Annotated in this window: 20 protein-coding genes; 6 read left to right on the plus strand and 14 right to left on the minus strand. The window is 59.2% G+C overall.

Features of this window, described 5'->3' with window-relative positions; genetic code table 11:
* Nucleotides 1–126: 126 nt before the first annotated feature.
* Nucleotides 127–1143 carry a UDP-glucose 4-epimerase GalE gene (galE, locus tag CAF79_RS23120; RefSeq protein ID WP_085700478.1) on the minus strand — a complete coding sequence of 339 codons (1017 nt, stop codon included), beginning with the start codon at nucleotides 1141–1143 and terminating at the stop codon, nucleotides 127–129.
* A 379-nt stretch (nucleotides 1144–1522) separates the two neighbouring features.
* On the opposite strand from galE, the gene galU reads away from it, so the two are divergent.
* Both galU and CAF79_RS23130 read left to right on the plus strand, forming a co-directional pair.
* Nucleotides 1523–2356 (plus strand): UTP--glucose-1-phosphate uridylyltransferase GalU, encoded by an 834-nt coding sequence (gene galU / locus CAF79_RS23125; RefSeq protein WP_085700479.1) that lies wholly within the window; start codon nucleotides 1523–1525, stop codon nucleotides 2354–2356.
* 47 nt (nucleotides 2357–2403) lie between these two features.
* A complete protein-coding gene (locus CAF79_RS23130; protein WP_085700480.1) occupies nucleotides 2404–2811 on the plus strand; it encodes a mannose-1-phosphate guanylyltransferase in 408 nt (135 codons plus the stop codon).
* A gap of 3 nt (nucleotides 2812–2814) precedes the next feature.
* Here CAF79_RS23130 and CAF79_RS23135 read toward each other — a convergent pair whose 3' ends face one another.
* From CAF79_RS23135 to CAF79_RS23170, 8 genes are read right to left on the minus strand one after another with little or no spacing between them, the layout of a single operon-like run.
* Entirely contained in the window at nucleotides 2815–3963 is a 1149-nt protein-coding gene (locus CAF79_RS23135; protein ID WP_085700481.1) for an SGNH/GDSL hydrolase family protein, read from the minus strand.
* A gap of 12 nt (nucleotides 3964–3975) precedes the next feature.
* Nucleotides 3976–5019 carry an acyltransferase family protein gene (locus tag CAF79_RS23140; RefSeq protein ID WP_085700482.1) on the minus strand — a complete coding sequence of 348 codons (1044 nt, stop codon included), beginning with the start codon at nucleotides 5017–5019 and terminating at the stop codon, nucleotides 3976–3978.
* Nucleotides 5020–5031: 12 nt separating this feature from the next.
* Nucleotides 5032–6135 carry a hypothetical protein gene (locus CAF79_RS23145; protein ID WP_085700483.1) on the minus strand — a complete coding sequence of 368 codons (1104 nt, stop codon included), beginning with the start codon at nucleotides 6133–6135 and terminating at the stop codon, nucleotides 5032–5034.
* A complete protein-coding gene (locus CAF79_RS23150; RefSeq protein ID WP_085700484.1) occupies nucleotides 6126–7358 on the minus strand; it encodes a phosphoribosylaminoimidazole carboxylase in 1233 nt (410 codons plus the stop codon). Before CAF79_RS23150 ends, CAF79_RS23145 begins: the two co-directional genes overlap by 10 nt.
* Nucleotides 7355–8467 carry a polysaccharide pyruvyl transferase family protein gene (locus CAF79_RS23155; RefSeq protein ID WP_085700485.1) on the minus strand — a complete coding sequence of 371 codons (1113 nt, stop codon included), beginning with the start codon at nucleotides 8465–8467 and terminating at the stop codon, nucleotides 7355–7357. The genes CAF79_RS23150 and CAF79_RS23155 overlap by 4 nt, the downstream gene beginning before the upstream one ends.
* Before the next feature lie 14 nt (nucleotides 8468–8481).
* The gene (locus tag CAF79_RS23160; protein WP_085700486.1) at nucleotides 8482–9558 is read right to left on the minus strand and encodes a glycosyltransferase; all 1077 of its coding nucleotides are present in this window, start codon (nucleotides 9556–9558) and stop codon (nucleotides 8482–8484) included.
* 41 nt (nucleotides 9559–9599) lie between these two features.
* Nucleotides 9600–11822: a polysaccharide biosynthesis tyrosine autokinase gene (locus CAF79_RS23165; protein WP_085700487.1), complete on the minus strand. Its 2223-nt coding sequence runs from the start codon at nucleotides 11820–11822 to the stop codon at nucleotides 9600–9602.
* A gap of 38 nt (nucleotides 11823–11860) precedes the next feature.
* Entirely contained in the window at nucleotides 11861–12301 is a 441-nt protein-coding gene (locus tag CAF79_RS23170; protein ID WP_011335170.1) for a low molecular weight protein-tyrosine-phosphatase, read from the minus strand.
* A gap of 291 nt (nucleotides 12302–12592) precedes the next feature.
* On the opposite strand from CAF79_RS23170, the gene CAF79_RS23175 reads away from it, so the two are divergent.
* Both CAF79_RS23175 and tal read left to right on the plus strand, forming a co-directional pair.
* Nucleotides 12593–13534 (plus strand): glycosyl hydrolase family 5, encoded by a 942-nt coding sequence (locus tag CAF79_RS23175; RefSeq protein WP_085700488.1) that lies wholly within the window; start codon nucleotides 12593–12595, stop codon nucleotides 13532–13534.
* A 188-nt stretch (nucleotides 13535–13722) separates the two neighbouring features.
* On the plus strand, nucleotides 13723–14649 hold the full coding sequence (tal, locus tag CAF79_RS23180) for a transaldolase (protein WP_085700489.1): 927 nt from the start codon (nucleotides 13723–13725) through the stop codon (nucleotides 14647–14649).
* A gap of 73 nt (nucleotides 14650–14722) precedes the next feature.
* On the opposite strand, the gene rssC is transcribed toward tal, so the two are convergent.
* The 3 genes from rssC to CAF79_RS23195 all read right to left on the minus strand — a co-directional run bounded on the left by rssC (nucleotide 14723) and on the right by CAF79_RS23195 (nucleotide 17398).
* Nucleotides 14723–15205, minus strand: a complete 483-nt coding sequence (gene rssC, locus CAF79_RS23185; RefSeq protein WP_024013621.1) for an anti-sigma factor antagonist RssC — start codon at nucleotides 15203–15205, stop codon at nucleotides 14723–14725.
* On the minus strand, nucleotides 15205–16386 hold the full coding sequence (gene rssB, locus CAF79_RS23190; protein ID WP_085700490.1) for a two-component system response regulator RssB: 1182 nt from the start codon (nucleotides 16384–16386) through the stop codon (nucleotides 15205–15207). The genes rssC and rssB overlap by 1 nt, the downstream gene beginning before the upstream one ends.
* A gap of 322 nt (nucleotides 16387–16708) precedes the next feature.
* On the minus strand, nucleotides 16709–17398 hold the full coding sequence (locus tag CAF79_RS23195; RefSeq protein WP_085700491.1) for a VacJ family lipoprotein: 690 nt from the start codon (nucleotides 17396–17398) through the stop codon (nucleotides 16709–16711).
* A gap of 185 nt (nucleotides 17399–17583) precedes the next feature.
* On the opposite strand from CAF79_RS23195, the gene CAF79_RS23200 reads away from it, so the two are divergent.
* A complete protein-coding gene (locus tag CAF79_RS23200; protein ID WP_085700492.1) occupies nucleotides 17584–18204 on the plus strand; it encodes a phosphatase in 621 nt (206 codons plus the stop codon).
* A 108-nt stretch (nucleotides 18205–18312) separates the two neighbouring features.
* Nucleotides 18313–18576 (plus strand): DUF4404 family protein, encoded by a 264-nt coding sequence (locus CAF79_RS23205; RefSeq protein ID WP_085700493.1) that lies wholly within the window; start codon nucleotides 18313–18315, stop codon nucleotides 18574–18576.
* A 63-nt stretch (nucleotides 18577–18639) separates the two neighbouring features.
* On the opposite strand, the gene queF is transcribed toward CAF79_RS23205, so the two are convergent.
* Nucleotides 18640–19470 carry an NADPH-dependent 7-cyano-7-deazaguanine reductase QueF gene (gene queF / locus CAF79_RS23210; RefSeq protein ID WP_085700494.1) on the minus strand — a complete coding sequence of 277 codons (831 nt, stop codon included), beginning with the start codon at nucleotides 19468–19470 and terminating at the stop codon, nucleotides 18640–18642.
* Nucleotides 19471–19531: 61 nt separating this feature from the next.
* Nucleotides 19532–20065, minus strand: a complete 534-nt coding sequence (locus tag CAF79_RS23215) for a plastocyanin/azurin family copper-binding protein (RefSeq protein WP_007951609.1) — start codon at nucleotides 20063–20065, stop codon at nucleotides 19532–19534.
* Nucleotides 20066–20076: the final 11 nt, after the last annotated feature.

Genomic DNA, 20076 nt, shown 5'->3' on the forward strand with positions numbered 1-20076 from the left:
GTCTTACCCAACTGATAAAAGTCGAACGGCAGGTTTATATCTACGGACTTGTAATAGGCATTGCCAGTCTAATTTCCCGACGATATCTAACAACCTGACTGAAACTAACATTGCACTAAAACGCCATCATCCCTGATAACCCCGGGGATGATTCGATTGCCAGCGCCACGTGTCGGTGACCATGTCCTGCAAGTTGCGGGTGGCTTTCCAGCCGAGTTCCTTCGCCGCCTTGGAGGCGTCGGCCCAGCTCTCGGCAATATCCCCGGAACGCCGTGGCATCACCCGGAACGGCACTGGCTGCCCGCACGCCTTCTCAAACGCCCGCAGCACCTGCAACACGCTGTAGCCGTCGCCGGTGCCGAGGTTCCAGGTATGAATGCCGGTGCGGTCGGCGATGGTTTGCAGGGCTTTCAAGTGCCCGTCCGCCAGATCCACCACATGGATGTAATCGCGCACGCCGGTGCCGTCGACCGTCGGGTAATCGTCGCCGAAGATCGACAATTCCTTCAGGCTGCCGACCGCCACCTGGCTGATGTAAGGCACCAGATTGTTGGGGATGCCGTTGGGATCTTCGCCCATCTGCCCGCTGTGATGTGCGCCGATCGGGTTGAAGTAGCGCAGCAGCGCGATGCTCCAGCGCGGTTCGGACTGGCACAGGTCGCGCAGCACGTTCTCGACGATCAGCTTGGACTGGCCGTAGGGATTGGTCGGATTGCCGGTCGGGAAATCCTCGCGGATCGGCATCTGCGCCGGCTCGCCGTAGACCGTGGCGGACGAGCTGAACACCAGCCGGAACACCCCCGCCGCCGCCATCGCCTGGCACAGCGTGATACTGCCGCTGACGTTGGTTTCGTAGTATTCGAGCGGCTTGCGCACGCTCTCGCCCACGGCCTTGAGCCCGGCGAAATGCAGCACGGCATCAATGGCGTGCTGCTGGAAAATCCGGTCCAGCAGAGCCCGGTCACAGACATCCCCGCGAATCATCAGCGCACTTTTGCCGCAAATGGCTTCCACCGCGTGCAATGCCGCGTCGCTGCTGTTGCAAAGATTATCCAGAACTACAACTTCGTAACCTGCTTCAAGTAGTGCAAGTGTGGTGTGCGAGCCGATATAGCCGGCGCCACCCGTTACCAGAATCTTCATAGCGCGGTCCATAGTGGGAAAAGTGCCAACTCGCGTGTCAAGCCCTGTTTGTTTAATGTGTGCCTTGATTCACACAAACAGGGCGACAACAACCAGAAACAAAAACAGTTCAATCACTGGCTATAAATATTTTTACAAGCCAAACTGTATTGCCTGGTACTTATTAGCACTCCCGCGCATTCATCACTATCAACGGATGCCGACTAAAAATAACCAATAACTGTCAAACCGACATCTCATAACATTATCGTGTTTTACACTCATTGCTATTTGCCACTTCTCTCCCGAGTCAGGTATTAAAGTACAGCTTCAATAACTTGCAACTTTTCGTTATTGCAATAAACGATGGCAGTGCGCCATGAATGACCAGGAAACTTTTATGATCCGTAAATGTTTGTTCCCCGCTGCCGGTTATGGCACACGTTTCTTGCCGGCCACCAAAGCCATGCCCAAGGAAATGCTGCCGATCGTCAACAAGCCGTTGATCGAATACGCCGTGGAAGAAGCACGGGACGCCGGCCTGCAACACATGGCCATCGTCACCGGCCGGGGCAAGCGCGCACTGGAAGACCACTTCGACATCAGCTATGAACTCGAACACCAGATTCGCGGCACCGAGAAAGAGAAATTCCTGGCTGGCACTCGCGAGCTGATCGACACCTGCACGTTCTCCTACACCCGTCAGGTGGAAATGAAAGGTCTGGGTCACGCGATTCTCAGCGGTCGGCCGTTGATCGGTGACGAGCCCTTCGCCGTGGTGCTGGCGGACGACCTGTGCCTGAACCTCGAAGGCGACGGCGTTCTCACCCAGATGATCGAGCTGTACAGGAAATTCCGCTGCTCGATCGTCGCCATCCAGGAAGTCCCGCGCGACCAGACTCACAAGTACGGCGTGATCGCCGGCGAGGCGATTTCCGACGGTATTTACCGGGTCAACCACATGGTGGAAAAACCGGCACCGCAAGACGCACCGTCGAACCTGGCGATCATCGGCCGCTACATCCTGACGCCGGACATCTTCGACCTGATCGCCGACACCCAGCCGGGCAAGGGCGGCGAAATCCAGATCACCGACGCCCTGATGAAACAGGCGCAGAACGGTTGCGTGCTGGCCTACAAGTTCAAGGGTCTGCGCTTCGATTGCGGCGACGCCGAGGGTTACCTGCAGGCGACCAACTTCTGCTACGAGAACGTTTACCTGAAGGGCCGCTGAGCGGCCCCCATTGATCCATCGCGGCACGCACATCCAACGAGGCAACCATGAACATTGCACAACATTCCGCAGAGATTGAACGTGAGGTGGACAACCTCGGGGTGATGAGCTGGTTATCCCGCCATCAGCCATTGCCCAGCGCCAATGGCCCGTGGCTGGGCACTCTGCTGCTGGTCGATCGCATCGGCGTGTTTCCCTCCTCCGGGGACATTCGCCGACCGATGCGCGATCCCTGGCCCCTGCTCGCCCACCTGAAACGGATCTACAGCGAACAGGCGCTGGAGGTCGATGACCGCGACGGCCTGAAAGTGATTTTCAGCGACTGGCGTTTTCGCGTGCGGATCTGCTGCAACGACCCGGCGATCATCGTCAACGTGGAAACCCGTTGCGTGACGCAGTTGATGCCGCAGAAAACCGAAGAGCTGCTGAGCCATCTGGATCTGTTCGACAACTGACGGCTATTTCGAAGTCTCGCCACAGTTGTCCTGTGGCGAGACTTTTTGCTGTCCGCCCACGACCCAACCATAGAAGTAATCGGCAATCACCCGCCCGCCGGTGGCCGGCAGCGGATGAATCTTGTCGGGCCCGATCATGGCCGCCGCGTAGCGTTTGACGTCGGTGCCGAACGCGCATTGCAGATTGGCATATCCCAGGTGCTGCGCACGGGCCCAGGGCTTGATGACCTGCGCATACGCCGACATCGGATAGGCGCTGGAGCGGGTGGTGTCCTGACGCAGGATCAGGTTGATGCTCGCCGCCGGTTGAATCTCGCGGAGCATGCCGACCAGACCCTGAACGTTGTGCAGATACTGCTCGGGCTTCACGCCAAAACCCTGATCGTTGCCACCTAGCATGATCAGGTAAATGTCTGCGGGAATCTTCGAGACCACGGCTTTCCACTGCGCCTGCCAGCGAGCATCGTCGTGGTAGAAATCAGCGGACGCCGCGCCGGACGCGGCCAGTTTCGACACCCGAACCCCATGCTGATCGTTGCTCAGCCACAGGCCGAACAGGGTCGGCGCGCCCTTCAGCACTTCCAGTCTGAAAGCCCAATCGGTGGCGGCCGACGTGCCGGGCAGCGGGATTTCCTGAACGCCCTCGCCTGCGAGTCTCAACGGTTGCCAGTCGGCGGAAGGTGACCAGCGATAACGTAATTCACTGGACTCACCGTTGCCGAGGTAAAGCAGTTTGGCCTGAGTGACGGCGGTGTTGATGGCGGGCGTCGGGCTGGCCTCGACTTGCAGCCAGGCGCCGGGCCGACCAGTCAGGGTGCGGCTGTCGGGGCTGGCCTGGCCAAGGCCGGAGACCTGCCAGTCGCCGCCGAAATACTTCTCGCTGCTGCGGGTGTACTTGAAATGCGTGCCGCCCAGCGCTGCGCCGTGGTTGAAGCCGACATAACCCGGCCCGGCAAACCCGACCTCCCCGGCCACGCGTTGCACCAGTCTGTTCAGGTAGAAATCCTGCCCGGCGCTGTAGCTGTCGCCGATCACCGAGATCGACAACACCTTGCCGGCCTTGCCTTCACGCCACTGGCCAAACCGCTGGCGAGCGTCGCCGACTTGCACCACCGACGCCGCTACCGGCGGAACATCATCAACAGCCAGCATGGATTGCTTCCTTCATCGGGTCTGCGCCACCGGGGCAATGGTCGCCGCCGGTTTCTTTTTCGTCGCGGCACGTTCGCCGAGGAACAGCACGGAGGTGAAGTTGAACCGGCTGAAAATCATCGACAACAGCACCGGCCCGAGCAAGCCACACATCACGCCGCAGAACACCAGCACGCTTTCGTCTTTCACACCGAGGCGGCCAAGGATCGAGCGCGAAGTAGCGGCGAACAACACATGAAACAGGAAAATCGCGTAGGAATAACCGCCGAGCCAGGTCAGCGCCTTCGAGCGCATGTCACTCGACAGCAACGCAATGCACGACACGCAGCCCACCGTCAGACCGATCACGCTGCGGCGGTCGACGATCAGCTCGCGGTCCACGGACGCCACGTACAGCAGCGTCAACGAGATCAGCACAAACACCAGCGGACCGATCACCTTGAACGTCTGCTTCAGCTCGCTGACTTTCTCCTGGCCGATCATGCCCGCCACGAAGAACGGCAGCAGATAAATCGCCCCGTTGATGCCAAACGCGTCCAGCGCAAACGGCGGCAACAGGAACACCGCCGCCGCAAACGCGAACAACAGGTACAGACGCGTCGGCGTGCGCAGCAAACCGCGCCATTCCAGCAGGCCAACAAACATGAAAATGATGAACACCGCCTGCAGGAACCAGAAGTGGTTGATCGGCACGTAAAACGACAACAGCGCATCCATCACGCTGACGTCCTTGTTCACGCCCGGCCCCACCGCCTGCAGCACCGAGAACGGCACCCCGACGCAAAACAGCGGCACGATCAGGCGCCGCACCTTGCCGCTGAAGAACGCCGAAAAGTCATTGTTGCGAATCTTGTAGATGGAGTAGATGTAGCCGGAGATGAAGGTGAACAGCGGCATGCGCACGTACACCATCGAATCGGCGATCACCCGGAACGGCGAGCCGATGTCGATTTTCAAACCACCGCCCAACGGCCCGATCACGTGATAGAGCACCAGCAACAGGCACGCCAGGCCACGCAGGGTTTCGATCTCCAGGGACTTTTTCTTGCTCGACATAAAGCACCCGCCTCAATTCAGGATTCTGGATTCAACCTTCACCGGTTTGTTCGCCCGCAGCATCAATCCCAGGCCCACGAACAACACCGGCACCACCATCGAAAAGTGCCGGGCGAACGAGCCGAAGTCCGGTTCGAACAAGCCTTGAACCAGCAGGAACGCCAGCGGAATCGCGATCAGTTCCTTGGGTTTGGTCTGGATCGGCGCGCCCTTGTAATCGGTCGAGGTGATGACTTTGAACAGCAGCAGCGCAGTCATGATCATCAACGCCACGAAGATCACCTGACCCGGCCCGGACAGCAGGATCAGCTCAACGGGGAACGATAACCGGAAGAAAATAATCATCGAGTCCAGGGCCTGCGAGACGAAGTCGCTGCCACTGAGCCATGAGACGATCAGCGATTTGGAACCCTCCTCGCCCGCCGTGCGCAATTCGTTGTTGCTGGCGCGAATCGACGACACCGGAAAGCCCAGCGCCAGCTGGATCGCCATCGCAACCGCCAGGTAGAACAGGAACAGCATCAGGAAGAATGTCGTGCGCGACACATACTTCTTCATCACGCAGACGCCGACCCAGGACAGCGAAAACAGAATCCAGTACGGCCGGATCAGCACGCCGTAGATCGCCGCCGAGAAGAAAAATCCGCCGCGATATTTGCGCGTCAGCGAGCTGAACAGAATGCTCAGCACCGCCACCGACACGATGATTTCCTTGGTCAGGTTTTCCAGGAAAAACGAACGGACGACACCCCACAGGCACAGGGTGCCGAAGATGGCCAACGGCATGCGCCGGAACACCACCACGGGAATGGCCGTGAGGAAAAAGTTGCAGAACATTCCGTAGGCCCAGGCGTTGGTCAGGTTGATTCCGGTGGGCCGCAGCAGGAATGCCGAACACTCGTAGGACGAGCGATCCGGCGAGAACGGGTTCCAGAAATTGCAGTTGTCGGCCCGGGCGTAGGACGACCACAGGGTCATCGCGTCCGGGCCCGGATCGCGGGGAATCAGCAGCGGCATGGCCACCGACAGAAACAGCCCGGTGAACAGGATCAGGAACGACAGCGACGAATCGAGACGGCGGCCGCGAAACTCGATGCACGGCAGTTTCAGGCCCATGACACGACAGCCTTTTTCGCGCGCGTGGCGCGGGTCAGCAGGGCAATCACGCCGAGTTGCATTATGATCGCGAAAACGTTGCCCCAGGCCGCGCCGTAAATCGAATAGTGCTTGATCAGCAGGTAACTGACCGGCACTGAAACCAACAGACAAATGGCCGCGCTGGCGAGGGACACCCGACTGTTTTTCGACGCAATCAACCCGCCCCAGACGATGTCGCCAATGGCACGCAGGGCGAAGGAAAAAATCAGCACGCCGAGGATGCCGTTGTCCGGACGCGGAACGCTGGTGGCGACGTAATCAAGCACCACGTTGAAAAACAGATAAATGCCCACCGCGACCGCCGCCGACACCGCCAGCGACCGCGCGACCCATTTGTTCACGAACAACTGCCTGACCGTGAACGGTTGCTGATCGGCCTGATAACGCTTGGCGAGCAGCGGAATGCCGACCACCGCTACCACCGCGTAAGACAACGCCTGCAAGGTGTTGGCCGCCGACCACGCGTACACATATTTACCGAGGCTGGCGTAGGGTTCGAGGTCGATGATCAGAAAGCGCTCGGCATACTGACTCAGGGCGATCAGGCCGGTGCCCAGGTAAAACGGCAACCCGGCTCTCCAAACCGCCGCCGTCGCCAGCGTTCCCTCCTCCCGCCCGCGATGAACATTCACCACGATCAGGTAACCGGCGACGATCACCAGCACGTTGGCGATGACCCACAGCCACAACACGCTGGCAATTGCGGACACCCAGCCGAGCGCCATTGCGCCCACGGCCAGCAGCGCCCAGAGCCCGGTCTTGATGAAAAACAGCAGCGCACCCGCCGTGGCTTTCTGCGCGGAAAACACGAACGAGTTGATCTCGAACGACAGATGTTCGGTGAGCAGCACCAGCGTCACGCAGGCGATCAGCGCGGTCGTCGCCTCAACCGACTGGAACAGTGAATAAATCACCACCGTCAGCACCGACAACGCCAGGCCCACGGCCAGGTACAGCAACAGCACCTTGTCTACGACCCGGCGCGAACTGCCGCCCACGCTGATCAGCCGGTTGATCTCGGAACTGAAACCGACGCTGTAGAACTTCGATGCGATCAACGACGCCGCGACCACCACGCCGTAAAAGCCCAGCGCCTCGTAACCGAGGTAATGGGTGATGGCGAGCACCAGCAAGAACTTCGCGCCCAGTGCCCCGCCGCGCAGCAACAGCCGGAATATCATCGAATGACGCCCTTGATGATGTCGTCCATGGCCACGGTTTTCGCCTCGATCTCGCGGCAGGTGTCGGTCAGGCGTTTGCCGAAATTCGACAGCGCATCGGGTGCGTAAACCGTGTCGATGATGGTGTCGACATTGATGTCCCCGCCATTGATGACCCAGTCCTCGACGCCCATGTCCTGATAGGCGCCGAAGCCTTTGCGTTCATAGCTGATGTGATACGCCGGCACACCCGAAAGCAACGATTCGATCGCGCCGTGCAGGCGTACGGAAATCACCAGGTCCGGCTGGTATTTGGCCAGCGTCGCCTTCAGCGGCAACAGGTCTTCGGTGATGCCCAGTTCGCGATAAAACGCGCCGTCATCGTTACCCCGCACGGCGCTCTGTACGGCGCAGACCACTTTGCTTTTGTTCTTCAAACGCTGCAGCAGCACCTTCAGGTTGGCCACGTAGGCGAGCTTCTTTTCCTTGCTCCACGCCGGCGGTTTGCGCAGCACTACGCACACCGTCGCCGGTGTCGAGGCGCAGCGGGTGAACTTGGGTTGCTGAAGAATCTTGCCGGCCAGCGCCTGCACCGCGAGATCCGGAGCGCGGTAGACATTTTCACAGGCATCGAACAGCGCCGAGGAGCGGTTATCGCGCACGAACACTGCATCGGCGCTGGCGTAGTGGCCGACGATCTTGTCGCTGTCGCCGTGGAACGGCCCGATGCTTTGCGGCAGGTACACCGACGGCACTTTGCTGAGGATCGCGGTTTCCAGTTGCTTGGCGTGGCCGAGTTTCAGCTTGATGTGTTCGAAGGCACTTTTCGAGCGCATGTAGCCGCCACCGACGCCGACGATCAGATCGGTTTTCTTCAACAGATCCGCCAACCCGGCGTACGACTGATTGAGGAATACCGCCTGCTTGACCCGGCCCAGGCCCTTGGCTGCCATGACCGGCGCTTCAAAACGCGGGTGCGGCAGGTATTTGAAGGAATCCGGATCGGAAGCCACGACGCTGATCGCGGTGTCTTCGCCAAAGTTGCGCTGCACCAGCGCAATGGCCAGATCGACCAGCAGACCATCGCCGGAATTGGAGGCACTGTAGCCATGCAAAATCGTTACGTTCATGAGCGGAGTTCTACTTAATAAGAGGGAGCGGAATACACGTCGTAGGTCTGACGGATCATCAACGCGGCGCTGAAACGCTCGCGGACGATGCGCCGACCTTCGATGCCGAGGGCCGACAATGCAGGCTTCTGGATTTGCTTCAGCCGATCGGCCAGCGCCTGGTGATCCCCGGCGGGGAACACGTAACCGGACACGCCATGGGTGACCAGTTCGGGCAACGACGTGCAGTCGCTGGCGATCACCGGCAGGCCCAGCGCCATGCCTTCCAGCGGCACCATGGCAAAGCCTTCCCAGCGGCTCGGGACGATCAGCGCATCGGCTTTCTGATACAGCGCGTGCACCTCGGTTGGCGTCACCCAAGGCAGATATTCCACGCCATCCAGCGGCGGACACTCGACGACGTCCTCATTCACCGCACTGCCCACCACCGTCAGTTTCAGGTCGCTGCGCTGTGCTTCGGTGTAGGCCTTGAGCAACACGTCGAAGCCTTTCTGATAGTCGAGGCGGCCGACAAACAGCAGATGAATCGGTGCCGGATCGTCGACCTTGCGTTCGTCATTCTTGTGATCGATGCCGTTGTAGATCAGCGTCATGCGCTTGCGCTCGATGCCGAATTTCGCGGCCTTGTCCAGCTCGAACTGGCTGACGCAGATGATCCTGTCCGTGACCTTCTGCAGCACGCGCTCGATCCACGCATAGACTTTCTGCTTGATCGGCGAGCTTTCCATCAGGAACGAAAACGCATGCGGGCAGTAGACGATTTTCGGCTTGCGCCAGGGTCGCAGAAGCACGCACACGCAACGCCCGATCACCCCGGAAAAAGTGCTGTGCAAATGCACGACATCGGGTTTTTCCTTGAGCAGGACCCGCGCCAGTTGCCAGGCAAAACGCAGCAGCGACGGCACATTCCGCCCGCTGCGGGCGAAGGTGCGGATCTGCTGTTCATCGATGCCGTGCAGTTCTTTTTTCTGGTCGAGCGGAACCAGATACACCAGCTCATAGCGCCCGTCTTCCGGCGCCGCCGAAATCGTGCGGATGACCGTCGCCACCCCGCCTTTGATCGTTTCCGCCACGTGCAGTATTTTTTTCACAACCCACCCACTTTCATGCCTGTAAGGACCGTCCCCGAGATTCAGGACTGGTCGGACGCGTATTCGTAGTTGTAATAGCTGCCGTTGCCGTAATAGCTGGCCGCGCGCTTCTCGACGCCGTTGAACACCGCGCCCTTCAACTCGATACCGTTCTGGGCGAAACGCCGGATCGTCATTTCGATTTCCTTGGCCGGGTTTACCCCGAACCGCGCGACGATCAGGCTGATGCCGGCTTCGCGACCGACAATCGCCGCATCGGTCACGGCCAGCAGCGGTGGCGTGTCGATGATCACCACGTCATAACGCTCGCTGAGTTGCGCCAGCAGTTCGCGGAAATTGGCGTGCATCAACAGTTCGGAAGGGTTGGGCGGGACCTGGCCACGGCTGATGAAATGCAGGTTGTCGACCTCGACCTTGTTGATCGCCTGATCGAGGGTGCAGCGCTTGACCAGCAGATCCGACAAACCGTTGGTGATCGGCGTGTTCAGCGTTTTGTGCAGATGCCCTTTGCGCATGTCGGCGTCGATCAGCACCACGCGCTGCCCGCTCTGCGCCATGACCGCCGCGAGGTTGGAAGAGACGAAGGTCTTGCCGACCTGCGGGCTCGGCCCGGAAATCATGATGCGGTTGTTGGTCGAATCCAGCGCTGCGAAGTGCAGGCAGGTACGCAGGCTGCGGATCGATTCGATGGACAGGTCCGTCGGGTTACGCAGGGCCAACAGATACGCCGGCGTGTCCGCCGCGACTTTGGCCCGGACTTTTTTGCTGTCTTCTTCCTGTTGCAGGGCGCTGTAGGGAATCGAAGCGTAGACCGGCAAGCCGAGCTGCTCGATGCCTTCCGGGCCTTCCAGGCCCTTGCTCAGGGATTTGCGCAACAGCACCAGCGCCACGCCGACGAAGGCGCCGAGGAAAGTGGCGATCAACACGATCAGGGCTTTTTTCGGTTTGACCGGGCTGGTCAGGTCGACGTCCGCCGTATCCACCAGACGCACGTTGCCCACGGCACCGGCGCGGATGATGTCCAGCTCCTGGGACTTGTTCAGCAACTGGGTGTAGATCTGCGAGGCGACTTCGACGTCGCGAGTCAGGTTGAGCAGTTCCTGCTGCGTGGCCGGCAGGTCCTGAACCTTGCCTTCCAGCGAACGCTGTTGCTGGGTCAATTCACCGATCTGGGTCATCAGCGCACGGTAGGCCGGGTGCTGTTTGGTGAACTTGCGGTCCATCTCTGCCTGCTGCAGTTTCAGCTCGGAAATCCGCGTTTCGAGCGCCACGGACTGGCCCAGCACCGATTGGGTTTCCAGCGAGATGTTCACGGTCTTGCCGTGGGTCTGGTAGGCGTTGAGCGCATCGCTGGCCTTGGCCAGATCGCGTTTGACCTGCGGTAACTGGCTTTGCAGGAAGGCCAGGCTCTGCGCCGCTTCGGCGGAAGTGCGGCGTACGTTCTGATCCACGTACAGCGAGGCGATCTTGTTGAGGATCTTCACCGCTTCGGCGGCATCGCTGCTGGCCAGGGCCAGACGGATGATCCCCGATTCCTTGCCTTGCTCGGAGATGTCCAGCGCGTCCTGATAGCCCTGAATGGTCACGATTCGCGGGTAGCGCACCACTTCGAAACGGGTCCCGGGGTTGGCCAACAGTTGCGCAACCTGCCCTTCTACGCCGTCCTGCGCGAAAGCCTCGCCCGCCACGCCGTCGACCAGCAGGTTGTCGTTGTCGTCCAGCAACTGGAAACGATGTTGCTCGCCGGCGATCAAGGTGAGTTTCTTGCCCAGCAATTCCTTGGGCAGATTGAGCTTTGCAAACTCCAGGCGTTCACCGCCCCAGGCATAGCTGCTCAGGCCGAAACGCGGCGGCGCGACGCTGAGTTCGGTCTCACCGCGATAGCGTCGGGAAAGGAAGCCGCCAATCAGCGGAAAGGTATTGGGGGTGACGTCGATGTCCAGGCGCAAGTCGTCGACCGTCTTGCCGATCACCGCGCGGGACTTGATGATGCCGATTTCGGTCACCGACGGCGATTGCCCGCCGAGCATGCTGTTGAGGTCGGAAAAACCGAGCATGTCGTTCTTTTTCGGTTCGACCTGCACCAGCGCGTTGGCCAGATACACCGGCGTGGCCAAAATCGCATAGGCCACACCGGTCATCATGAATGCGCCGGTGAACGCACCGATCAACCACTTCTGGTCGATCAGGCTGCCGAAGATGCCGAGAAGATCAATACTGTCTTGATCGTTGTCGCGAGTGCCGATTACTGACGGTAACTGCATAAGTCTTTCTTACCATTCACTGAACTGAAGAATATTCATCAACGCGCCAGGCGTTGCGCCCATGAGCTAACAGCATCTTCAATCAATGCATGGGCATGAATAAAAGCGGCTTGCCCCTGGCGATACGGGTCCTGTATTTCTCGTTCGCTCTGCCACTTGCCCAGCAGAAACACTTTGCCCCTGGCGTGAGAGGCAATCTTCAGCACTTGATTAACATGTTGTTTTTCCATGACCAGAATCAGGTCTGATTCATTGACGATGTCCGCTGTCAGTTGCCGCGCCTTGAACCCTTCGGCACTGTGGCCGCGTTCTTCCAGCACCTGGCGCGCGGTCGACTCCATGCCTTCGCCGACCCGCGCAGACAGACCTGCTGAGGTCACGCTGATCGCCGAGGGTGTCAGTGCATTGCGCAACAGAAGTTCCGCTGTCGGACTTCGGCAGATATTGCCTACGCAAACGACAAGAATCTTTTTGAACAAGGTTTACTTTCCCGTGTAATGTCAATCGGCCAACATGCCTTGCACATTCGAATGAACCCGCAAGACCTTCCTTCACTCGGAAATAGATTCACCCGTTAATACCGGTGCATTAAGTACCACGGCCTTTAAAAGTCCCCCAACCAGAATTACCGGACTAAAAATAACTGTGATTTTCAGGCGAAAGTTTTCCGACAAAAAATAACATTCGTGCACTTAGTGCCCCTGTTGCTCTCGAAACTTATATAACGAGATAACCCTCAGCTAGATGTCATTCTCATCAGGAGAGCAGACATGAAATCAGCACATCTCAAACATCTAGGGGCAGCCTTGTTGATGCTTGGAGCAGCCGCTCAGGTTCAGGCCAGTGAGTTGTTCCCGGCGCTGCCAGCGAAAACCATCGGCGTTCAGGTCAAGATTCAGAATTTCACGGCGACCGACGCCGAGCAGATCAAAGCCGCAGGATTCACTTTTGTCCGTTTCGGCGTCTGGAGCGACAGCCTCGGCGCCAAGGCCTATCAGAAGCAGATCAGCGATGCGTTTGCGGCGGCGAAATCCGCAGGCCTGCCGGTTTTGATGACCGTCCGCGCCACTAAACTGTTGACTGGAGACCTCACGACTGCCGGCGAAGCCTTTGCCAACGCCGTCAGCGGGCTGGAAAAAGCCTGGAGTTCGCAACTGGTCGCCATCGAAATCTGGAACGAGCCGGATCTGGGCACCTACTGGCCGACCGGCAACTTCAACACCACGTTCGTGCCGTTCATGAGCGCCATGTGCAAAACCCTGCAGGGGCAACCTCAATCCACGCCTCTGGTCGGCTTTGGCTTCGCCCGGCCGCCCACCGCGGGATCGGCATCCACCGTGGCGCTCAACAGCCTCATCGAGGCTTACCCCAATTGCCTTGATGCCATTTCCTATCACCCTTACGGCATGACAGCCACGCAGATCAGCAATGCCCAGAATTTCATTCAGCAGAACTTCCACTTACCGGGTGTGATCAGTGAATGGGGGATTTCGGCGCTTGCCTCCAACGGTGGGCTGGACGGCCAGGCGACTAAAATCTCTGCGTTCATCGCCGATGTGAAAAGGCTCAAGATCCCGCTGACTTCCATCTACGAATGGAAGAACAGCGACTCGGGAAAAGATGATCGCGAGAAGAATTTCGGTCTGTTGACCTCAGACGGCCAACCGAAACCTGCTCAAACGGCAGTCAGGACACAATTGGAGCTCGAGTAGGCGCTGCAACAGGTCAGTTGCTTTGAACCTGTCGTCTGTTTTGGCATCGTATTGATCGATAACGCGCCCCGCCTTTCAAACAGCCGTTTTCAGGTTGTTGCCGCCGGGGCGCTCGATACGCCGACATGCCCTTGAGTGGCTGTCGACGCTCGGGTAATGTCACCAGACCCATAGGACAGAGCACGCTCATGACTTCCAAGCTGGAACAACTCAAACAGTTCACCACCGTCGTGGCCGACACCGGCGACTTCGAAGCGATTGCCCGAGTCAAACCGGTCGACGCCACCACCAACCCATCCCTGCTGCTCAAGGCAGCGGCGATTCCGGCCTACGCCGAACTGCTGAACGCCAGCGTGCGCGACTGCAAGGGCGATGTCGGCCTGGCCAGCGACCGTTTCGGCGTCGCGGTCGGCCAGGAAATCCTCAAGGTCATTCCGGGCCGCATTTCCACCGAAGTGGATGCGCGCCTGTCGTTCGACAAGGACGCGATCCTCAAGCGTGCCCATCGCCTGATCGAGCTGTACGACAAGGCCGGCGTTGGCCGTGACCGCGTACTGATCAAGATTGCATCGACCTGGGAAGGCATTCGCGCCGCCGAGATCCTCGAGAAGGAAGGCATCCAGACCAACCTGACCCTGCTGTTCTCCTTCGCCCAGGCCGCTGCCTGCGCCGATGCCGGTGTGTTCCTGATCTCGCCGTTCGTGGGCCGCATCTACGACTGGTACAAGAAGGCCAACGGCAACGACTACACCGGTGCCGACGATCCGGGCGTGCAGTCCGTGACGCGCATCTACAACTACTACAAGGCCAATGACTACAAGACCGTGGTCATGGGCGCGAGCTTCCGTAACCTCAATCAGATCGAGCAACTGGCGGGCTGCGACCGCCTGACCATCAGCCCGGACCTGATCGAGAAACTGGCGGCCGACACCGGCAAGCTGGAACGCAAACTCGCTCCGGGCCATGCCGGCGAAGCGCGCCTGAGCCTCAACGAAGCGCAATTCCGCTGGTTGTCCAACGAAGACGCAATGGCCACCGAGAAACTGGCCGAGGGCATCCGTCAGTTTGCCCGCGACCAGGAAAAACTCGAGGCGCTGCTGCAAGCCAAGCTGTAATCGGCCGAGCGCGAACGCAAAAAGGGCGAACCCTCACAGGTTCGCCCTTTTTTGTGTCTCGCGGTCTGGCCGATCAGTGCCGTTCGAGGGCATTCACCAGGTCATGGAAGGCTTCGCGGTTGGAGTCGTTCAGCCCCATGAGGATCTTGTGCGCTTCGAGCACCTTGACCCGCACTACCTCCTCAGACTGATCCTGGTCCGGCAAGTCATCGAGGCATTCCGGGCATGGCACGGGATGGTTGACGATATTGAACACCTGCTCGAAACCCATCGACTGCAACAGACGCGTGATGTCCTCGTGGGTGGTGACCACGGTCGGCAGCAGGCCGACCTTCTGCCGCGACAGGATCGACAGTTTGGCCAGCAGGCCCAGCGTGGTGCTGTCGATGCTTCGGGTTTCGGTCAAATCGATCACGATCGCGTTGAAATTCAGCGCGGTGAAGATTTTTTCAATAGTCGCATCCAACGCCGAACACAGGGTCAGGCGAACTTCACCGACGAACTTCAGGACGAAGGTGCCATCCTGCTCGGCGAACTGGATTCTACCGGTACTCATTAAAGATTCCTGCTCAACACCAACAGGGCGATATCATCCGGCATCTCCCCTAGCGTGGCCAATCCAAAAACCTGCCGCAGACCATCCAGGCTGCCGCCCGCCAACTTCACCTTTTGCGGTAAAGCGGCTTCTTTCTCTTTGAGTGTGGGCTCTGGCAAAAGATCCAGAATGCCATCAGACATCAGCGTCAGGCTGAACGTCGGTGGCAGCTCGAGCACGTGGTCTTCGTAGGTGGCTTCGTTGAAAAGCCCCACCGGCAGACCGCGCCCCTCGAGGTAGCGAACACTGTCAGGCGTGTACAACACAGGCAACGGCAGATGGCCGCCGATGCTATAGGTCAACAAACCGGTCTCCTCGTCGATGACTCCACCGACCATCGTGACGTGTTTACCCAGCTTACAACTGATCAGCCCCCGGTTGATATGACCGAGGACTTCCGAAGGCTTGAATTCCGGCAGCGTCCCGTTGCGCTTGGATTCGAACAGCAAGCGCGTGGTCATGAACTTCAGCAGCACGGTAACGAACGCCGAAGAAGCGCCATGACCCGAGACATCCGCCAGGTAGAACGCTACCCGGCGCTCGTCGACCCGGAAGTAATCGACAAAATCACCCGACAGGTACAGCGACGGGATGATCTGGTGCGCAAACCTGAATTCGTCGATGGCCCACGGACTTTCCGGCAGCATGTTCATCTGCACCTGGCGACCGGCATTCTGGTCTTCCTGGAGCAGGTTCAGGCTGGCTTCGAGTTCGCGGTTGGCCTTTTCCAGTTTCTCGCGGTAGCGCTGGTTTTCCAGCAGCAGACGCGAACGATCCAGCGCCCGGCGCACGGAGTGCTCGAGCACCGCCAGATCTTCGAGAGGCTTGATCAGGTAATCCGCCGCGCCCAGGCGCAGGGCCTCGACTGCGTCGTTCATCACCCCGGCACCCGAAACCACGATCACCGGTGTCTGCGGCGACCGCTCAGTGACCTGACGGATGAGTTCGAGACCGCCCATCTGCGGCATGCGCAGATCGCAGATGACCAAGTCGGGCGTGTCTTGCTCGAATACCTGAAGACCCTGCTGGCCGTTACTGGCCTGCAAGACGCTGAAACCACTGTCTTCCAAATAGGCCGCGAGGCTCGCGCGCACTACTTCGTCATCATCGATTATCAGCAGCGTGGCACTGGTTTTTGGCATGTGGGCAAACGGCGCCAGAATTAGGTTGGCGTAGCAGGCGGGGCAACGGCCCGGCGCAGACTACTGGATTCGCTTTCTAGCCTCTCTGCTGCACCGCTTCGGAGCGTTTGCCCCGCACACGATTGCACCAGAGGTGCCCTTCTAAGGCGCAGACGGTACTCCCATCCTTCGACCGTTTCAAGCATGCGCCGATGGTCGCTTGGAGACTTTGTTTGTCAAATCACTCGCAGTTATAAGAACAGCATCAACCGTAACCCAATCATTGGACGCGCCCACAAAAAAGGCGACCTCGCGGTCGCCCTTTTCTGCCGATCAATCGAGATCAGAAATCGTCTTCGACCTGCCCGTCCTTGACCTTGAACTCGCGGTTCTGCAGGTAGGCGTTGCGGATGAAGGTGTACTTGTCGCCGCTGATCAGCTTCTCGCTCGACAGCAGGCTGGCGCGGGTGTCGACGATGTTCAGGCCGAAAATGGAGTTACGCACCGGCACATCGTTGATGTAACGGTACGGGCCGGTGAAGCTGTCGACGTATTTGGACGGTGCATCGCGCAGGGTGCTCGGGCCCAACAGCGGCAGCATTACATAAGGACCGCTGCCGACGCCCCAGTAGCCGAGGGTCTGGCCGAAATCTTCGTCGCTGCGGGTGAGGCCCATTTTGGTGCCGACATCGAAGAAACCGAGCAGGCCGAAGGTGGTGTTGAAGATCAGGCGAGCGGTATCGACGCCAGCGGCAGCCGGCTTGGCCTGAAGAATATTGTTCGCCAGGTTGGTGACATCACCGACGTTGCGGAACATGTTGTGGATGCCGTCTTCCAGGAATTGCGGAGTAACAAATTCGTAGCCCTGCGCCAAAGGCTTCAGCGCATAGGTGTCGACGAAATCGTTGAACTGGAAGATCGGACGGTTGACGCTTTCCCAAGGGTCTTCTTCCGTTGCAGCCTGAGCGGCGAACGGCACCAGCATCACGCTGGCACATACACAAAGCTGAGCAAGAGGATGACTCAAGCGCATAGAAAACTCCTTGGATAGTACGGACGCAGCACCTGGGCCGCGGCGATAAGTGCGTCAGTATAAGACGGAAACGCTACTTTAGGCAGTTCCCCGGTAAATCCCTCCGTAGGACACTTCGTCATTGGCCTGTCATGCAACTGTCACCGATAGTGCCTAGCCTGATCGCTATTTCAGGGACGTTTTCCATGCCTCAAGCCGAAGCCTTGCCCCTCACGGCCCCGACGCTGACCGCGGTGCTGTTCGGACTCAGCGGCTGTCTGGTGGACTTCGGTGCCCGCGCCCGTCATCACGCCAGTATCGGCCCGGAACACGCCGATACCACACCCGGCGCCCTCGACAGCCTGCGCAGCCTTCAGCACCAGCAAATTCCCTGTGCCTGGCTCGATGAGCTGTCCACGGCCTGCACTCAAGTGCTGTCATCGGCGCTGCCGGACTGGATCAAACCGTCGCAACATTCGGCAACAATCAAACCATGGCCGGCGCCCAATGCCTGCTGGCAGGCGTTGATGGGCTTGAATGTCGATCGTCTCGACGGTTGCGTGCTGGTCAGCGGTGAACCGCGCCTGCTGCAATCGGGCCTCAATGCCGGGCTGTGGACCATTGGCCTGGCGTCCTGCGGTTCACTGTGCGGCCTGGCGCCGAGCGAATGGCAGGCCCTGAGCCAGAAGGAACGCGAACAATTGCGCGGCAAGGCGACGGTGCAGTTGTTCGGCCTCGGCGTGCACTCGGTGATCGATCATCTGGGCGAACTCGACACCTGTCTGGCGGACATCAGCCTGCGTCGCCTCAAAGGCGAAAAGCCCTGACCGGGATCATGCAGGTTGGCCAAGAGTGGATTAGTCTTAAGGAGAGCCATAGACCTTTGGCGCACGGCTGCGGTCTATGCCAGTGCCTCTCGATAAAAGGAAACAACCATGCCCGCTCAAGAACTGCAAAAACAGCTCAATGCCCTGCGCGAGCAACTGGATCAAAATCCTCCGCTGACCGAAGCCGAGCGCGCTGATCTACATGCGCTGATGGCACAGATCGAATCCGAAATAAAACTGGAGACCGCGACTCAAGATTCCAGCATCGCCGATGGTGTCAATCTGGCAGTTGATCGCTTCGAACTCGAACACCCCGCCATCGCCGGCACATTGCGCAACATCATGAACTCCCTGGTCAGCATGGGCATCTGAAACCCGCGAATGCAAAAAAGCCCTGCCATCACTGGCAGGGCTTTTTCATGTCCGCGAGGCGGGTTACTGCCGAACCAGACGATGGTTCGGCAGTTGCACGCTTTCGGTGCTGCGGTACGGGTTGATGTCCAGCCCGCCCCGGCGCACGTAACGCGCGAACACGGTGAGTTTTTCCGGTTTCAAAAGGCGCTGCAGGTCGAGGAAGATCCGCTCCACGCACTGCTCGTGGAAGTCCGAGTGCTGACGGAAGCTGACGATGTATTCCAGCAGGCTGGCGTGATCCAGCGCCGCGCCTCGGTATTCCACCACCACGCTGCCCCAGTCCGGCTGGCTGGTCACCGGGCAGTTGGATTTGAGCAGATGACTGTGCACGCTCTCCTCGACCACACGCGACTCGTCGCAGCGCAGCAGTTCAGGGCGCGGATGTTCGTAGTTGCTGACGCTGATATCAAGATCGTCGATGCACACGCCCGGCAGCGCGACAACACCTTCGGCTTCGACATCTTTCAGGCTGCGAACCCGCACGCCCACCGGTTTGCCGGCAGCGGCGGACAGATCCTTGACCAGCGTTGCTTCCAGGCTTTCGATATCGGCAAACGGCGTCTGGTTCAGCGAGTTCAGGTACAGCTTGAACGACTTGGATTCGATGATGTTTGGCGAATCCGCCGGAATGCTGAATTCACCGATTGCCACCACCGGTTTGCCCGACGGCAGCAGCCACGACAGCTCGAAGCAGTTCCAGAAATCCACGCCTTTATACGGCAGGGTTTCGGCGGTCAGGCCCAGCTCGGCCCATTTCGCGGTGCGCGGAATCGGGAACAGCAGGGACGGTGTGTACGTGGCGATGTATTCGCTGGACTTGCCCAGCGGCGAATGTTCGGCTGCGGGATGCATGGCGGAAACCTGACTGAAGAATCAGCGGATTCTATCAGCCTTTGCTCCCGCCTTTGAGTGCTTACTGACTGACAGTCAGTTTGCCGACCATGCCGGCCTGGTAATGCCCGGGAATGTTGCACGCAAATTCCAGGTTCACCGCTTTGCTGAAGGTCCAGGTCAACTCGGCGGTCTTGCCCGGCTCCACCAGCACGCTGTTGGGGTCGTCGTGCTTCATTCCATGCCCCATCGAGCCGTGATCCATGCCCGCCATATCGTGGGACATTTCCTTCATGCCGGTCGGCGTGAGCATGCCGCTTTGCTGCATCTGCAACATTTCCTGCTGGTGTTTCGCATGCATCGCCGCGTCGCCAAGGTTGAATTCATGCAGCAACTGGCCTTTATTCACCAGCACAAAACGAACGGTCTCACCGGCCTTGATCTCGATCGCCTTCGGATCGAAGCTCATGTCGCCCATCACCACTTCAATGCTGCGGGTGGCCTTGGCCGCCGGGGCCGGCTGGCCGAAGTCATAAGTGTGCGCCGGTGATGCCCACAGCGGCGAACTCAGCGCCAGCAGACACGCGGCAAGGGCCAGACGGTTGCGCAAAAACATAGTCGTACTCC

The organism is Pseudomonas sp. B26(2017), assembly GCF_002113045.1.
GTDB lineage: Bacteria > Pseudomonadota > Gammaproteobacteria > Pseudomonadales > Pseudomonadaceae > Aquipseudomonas.

Bases quoted from the DNA above. Each gene is read 5' to 3' on its own strand.
- rssB (WP_085700490.1), bottom strand. From the start codon at position 16,386: ATGCCAAAAACCAGTGCCACGCTGCTGATAATCGATGATGACGAAGTA.
- galE (WP_085700478.1), bottom strand. From the start codon at position 1,143: ATGAAGATTCTGGTAACGGGTGGCGCCGGCTATATCGGCTCGCACACC.
- CAF79_RS23135 (WP_085700481.1), bottom strand. From the start codon at position 3,963: ATGCTGGCTGTTGATGATGTTCCGCCGGTAGCGGCGTCGGTGGTGCAA.
- CAF79_RS23200 (WP_085700492.1), top strand. From the start codon at position 17,584: ATGCCTCAAGCCGAAGCCTTGCCCCTCACGGCCCCGACGCTGACCGCG.
- CAF79_RS23140 (WP_085700482.1), bottom strand. From the start codon at position 5,019: ATGTCGAGCAAGAAAAAGTCCCTGGAGATCGAAACCCTGCGTGGCCTG.
- CAF79_RS23155 (WP_085700485.1), bottom strand. From the start codon at position 8,467: ATGAACGTAACGATTTTGCATGGCTACAGTGCCTCCAATTCCGGCGAT.
- CAF79_RS23130 (WP_085700480.1), top strand. From the start codon at position 2,404: ATGAACATTGCACAACATTCCGCAGAGATTGAACGTGAGGTGGACAAC.
- galU (WP_085700479.1), top strand. From the start codon at position 1,523: ATGATCCGTAAATGTTTGTTCCCCGCTGCCGGTTATGGCACACGTTTC.
- CAF79_RS23215 (WP_007951609.1), bottom strand. From the start codon at position 20,065: ATGTTTTTGCGCAACCGTCTGGCCCTTGCCGCGTGTCTGCTGGCGCTG.
- CAF79_RS23165 (WP_085700487.1), bottom strand. From the start codon at position 11,822: ATGCAGTTACCGTCAGTAATCGGCACTCGCGACAACGATCAAGACAGT.
- CAF79_RS23150 (WP_085700484.1), bottom strand. From the start codon at position 7,358: ATGATATTCCGGCTGTTGCTGCGCGGCGGGGCACTGGGCGCGAAGTTC.
- tal (WP_085700489.1), top strand. From the start codon at position 13,723: ATGACTTCCAAGCTGGAACAACTCAAACAGTTCACCACCGTCGTGGCC.
- queF (WP_085700494.1), bottom strand. From the start codon at position 19,470: ATGCATCCCGCAGCCGAACATTCGCCGCTGGGCAAGTCCAGCGAATAC.
- CAF79_RS23145 (WP_085700483.1), bottom strand. From the start codon at position 6,135: ATGGGCCTGAAACTGCCGTGCATCGAGTTTCGCGGCCGCCGTCTCGAT.
- CAF79_RS23195 (WP_085700491.1), bottom strand. From the start codon at position 17,398: ATGCGCTTGAGTCATCCTCTTGCTCAGCTTTGTGTATGTGCCAGCGTG.
- CAF79_RS23205 (WP_085700493.1), top strand. From the start codon at position 18,313: ATGCCCGCTCAAGAACTGCAAAAACAGCTCAATGCCCTGCGCGAGCAA.
- rssC (WP_024013621.1), bottom strand. From the start codon at position 15,205: ATGAGTACCGGTAGAATCCAGTTCGCCGAGCAGGATGGCACCTTCGTC.
- CAF79_RS23175 (WP_085700488.1), top strand. From the start codon at position 12,593: ATGAAATCAGCACATCTCAAACATCTAGGGGCAGCCTTGTTGATGCTT.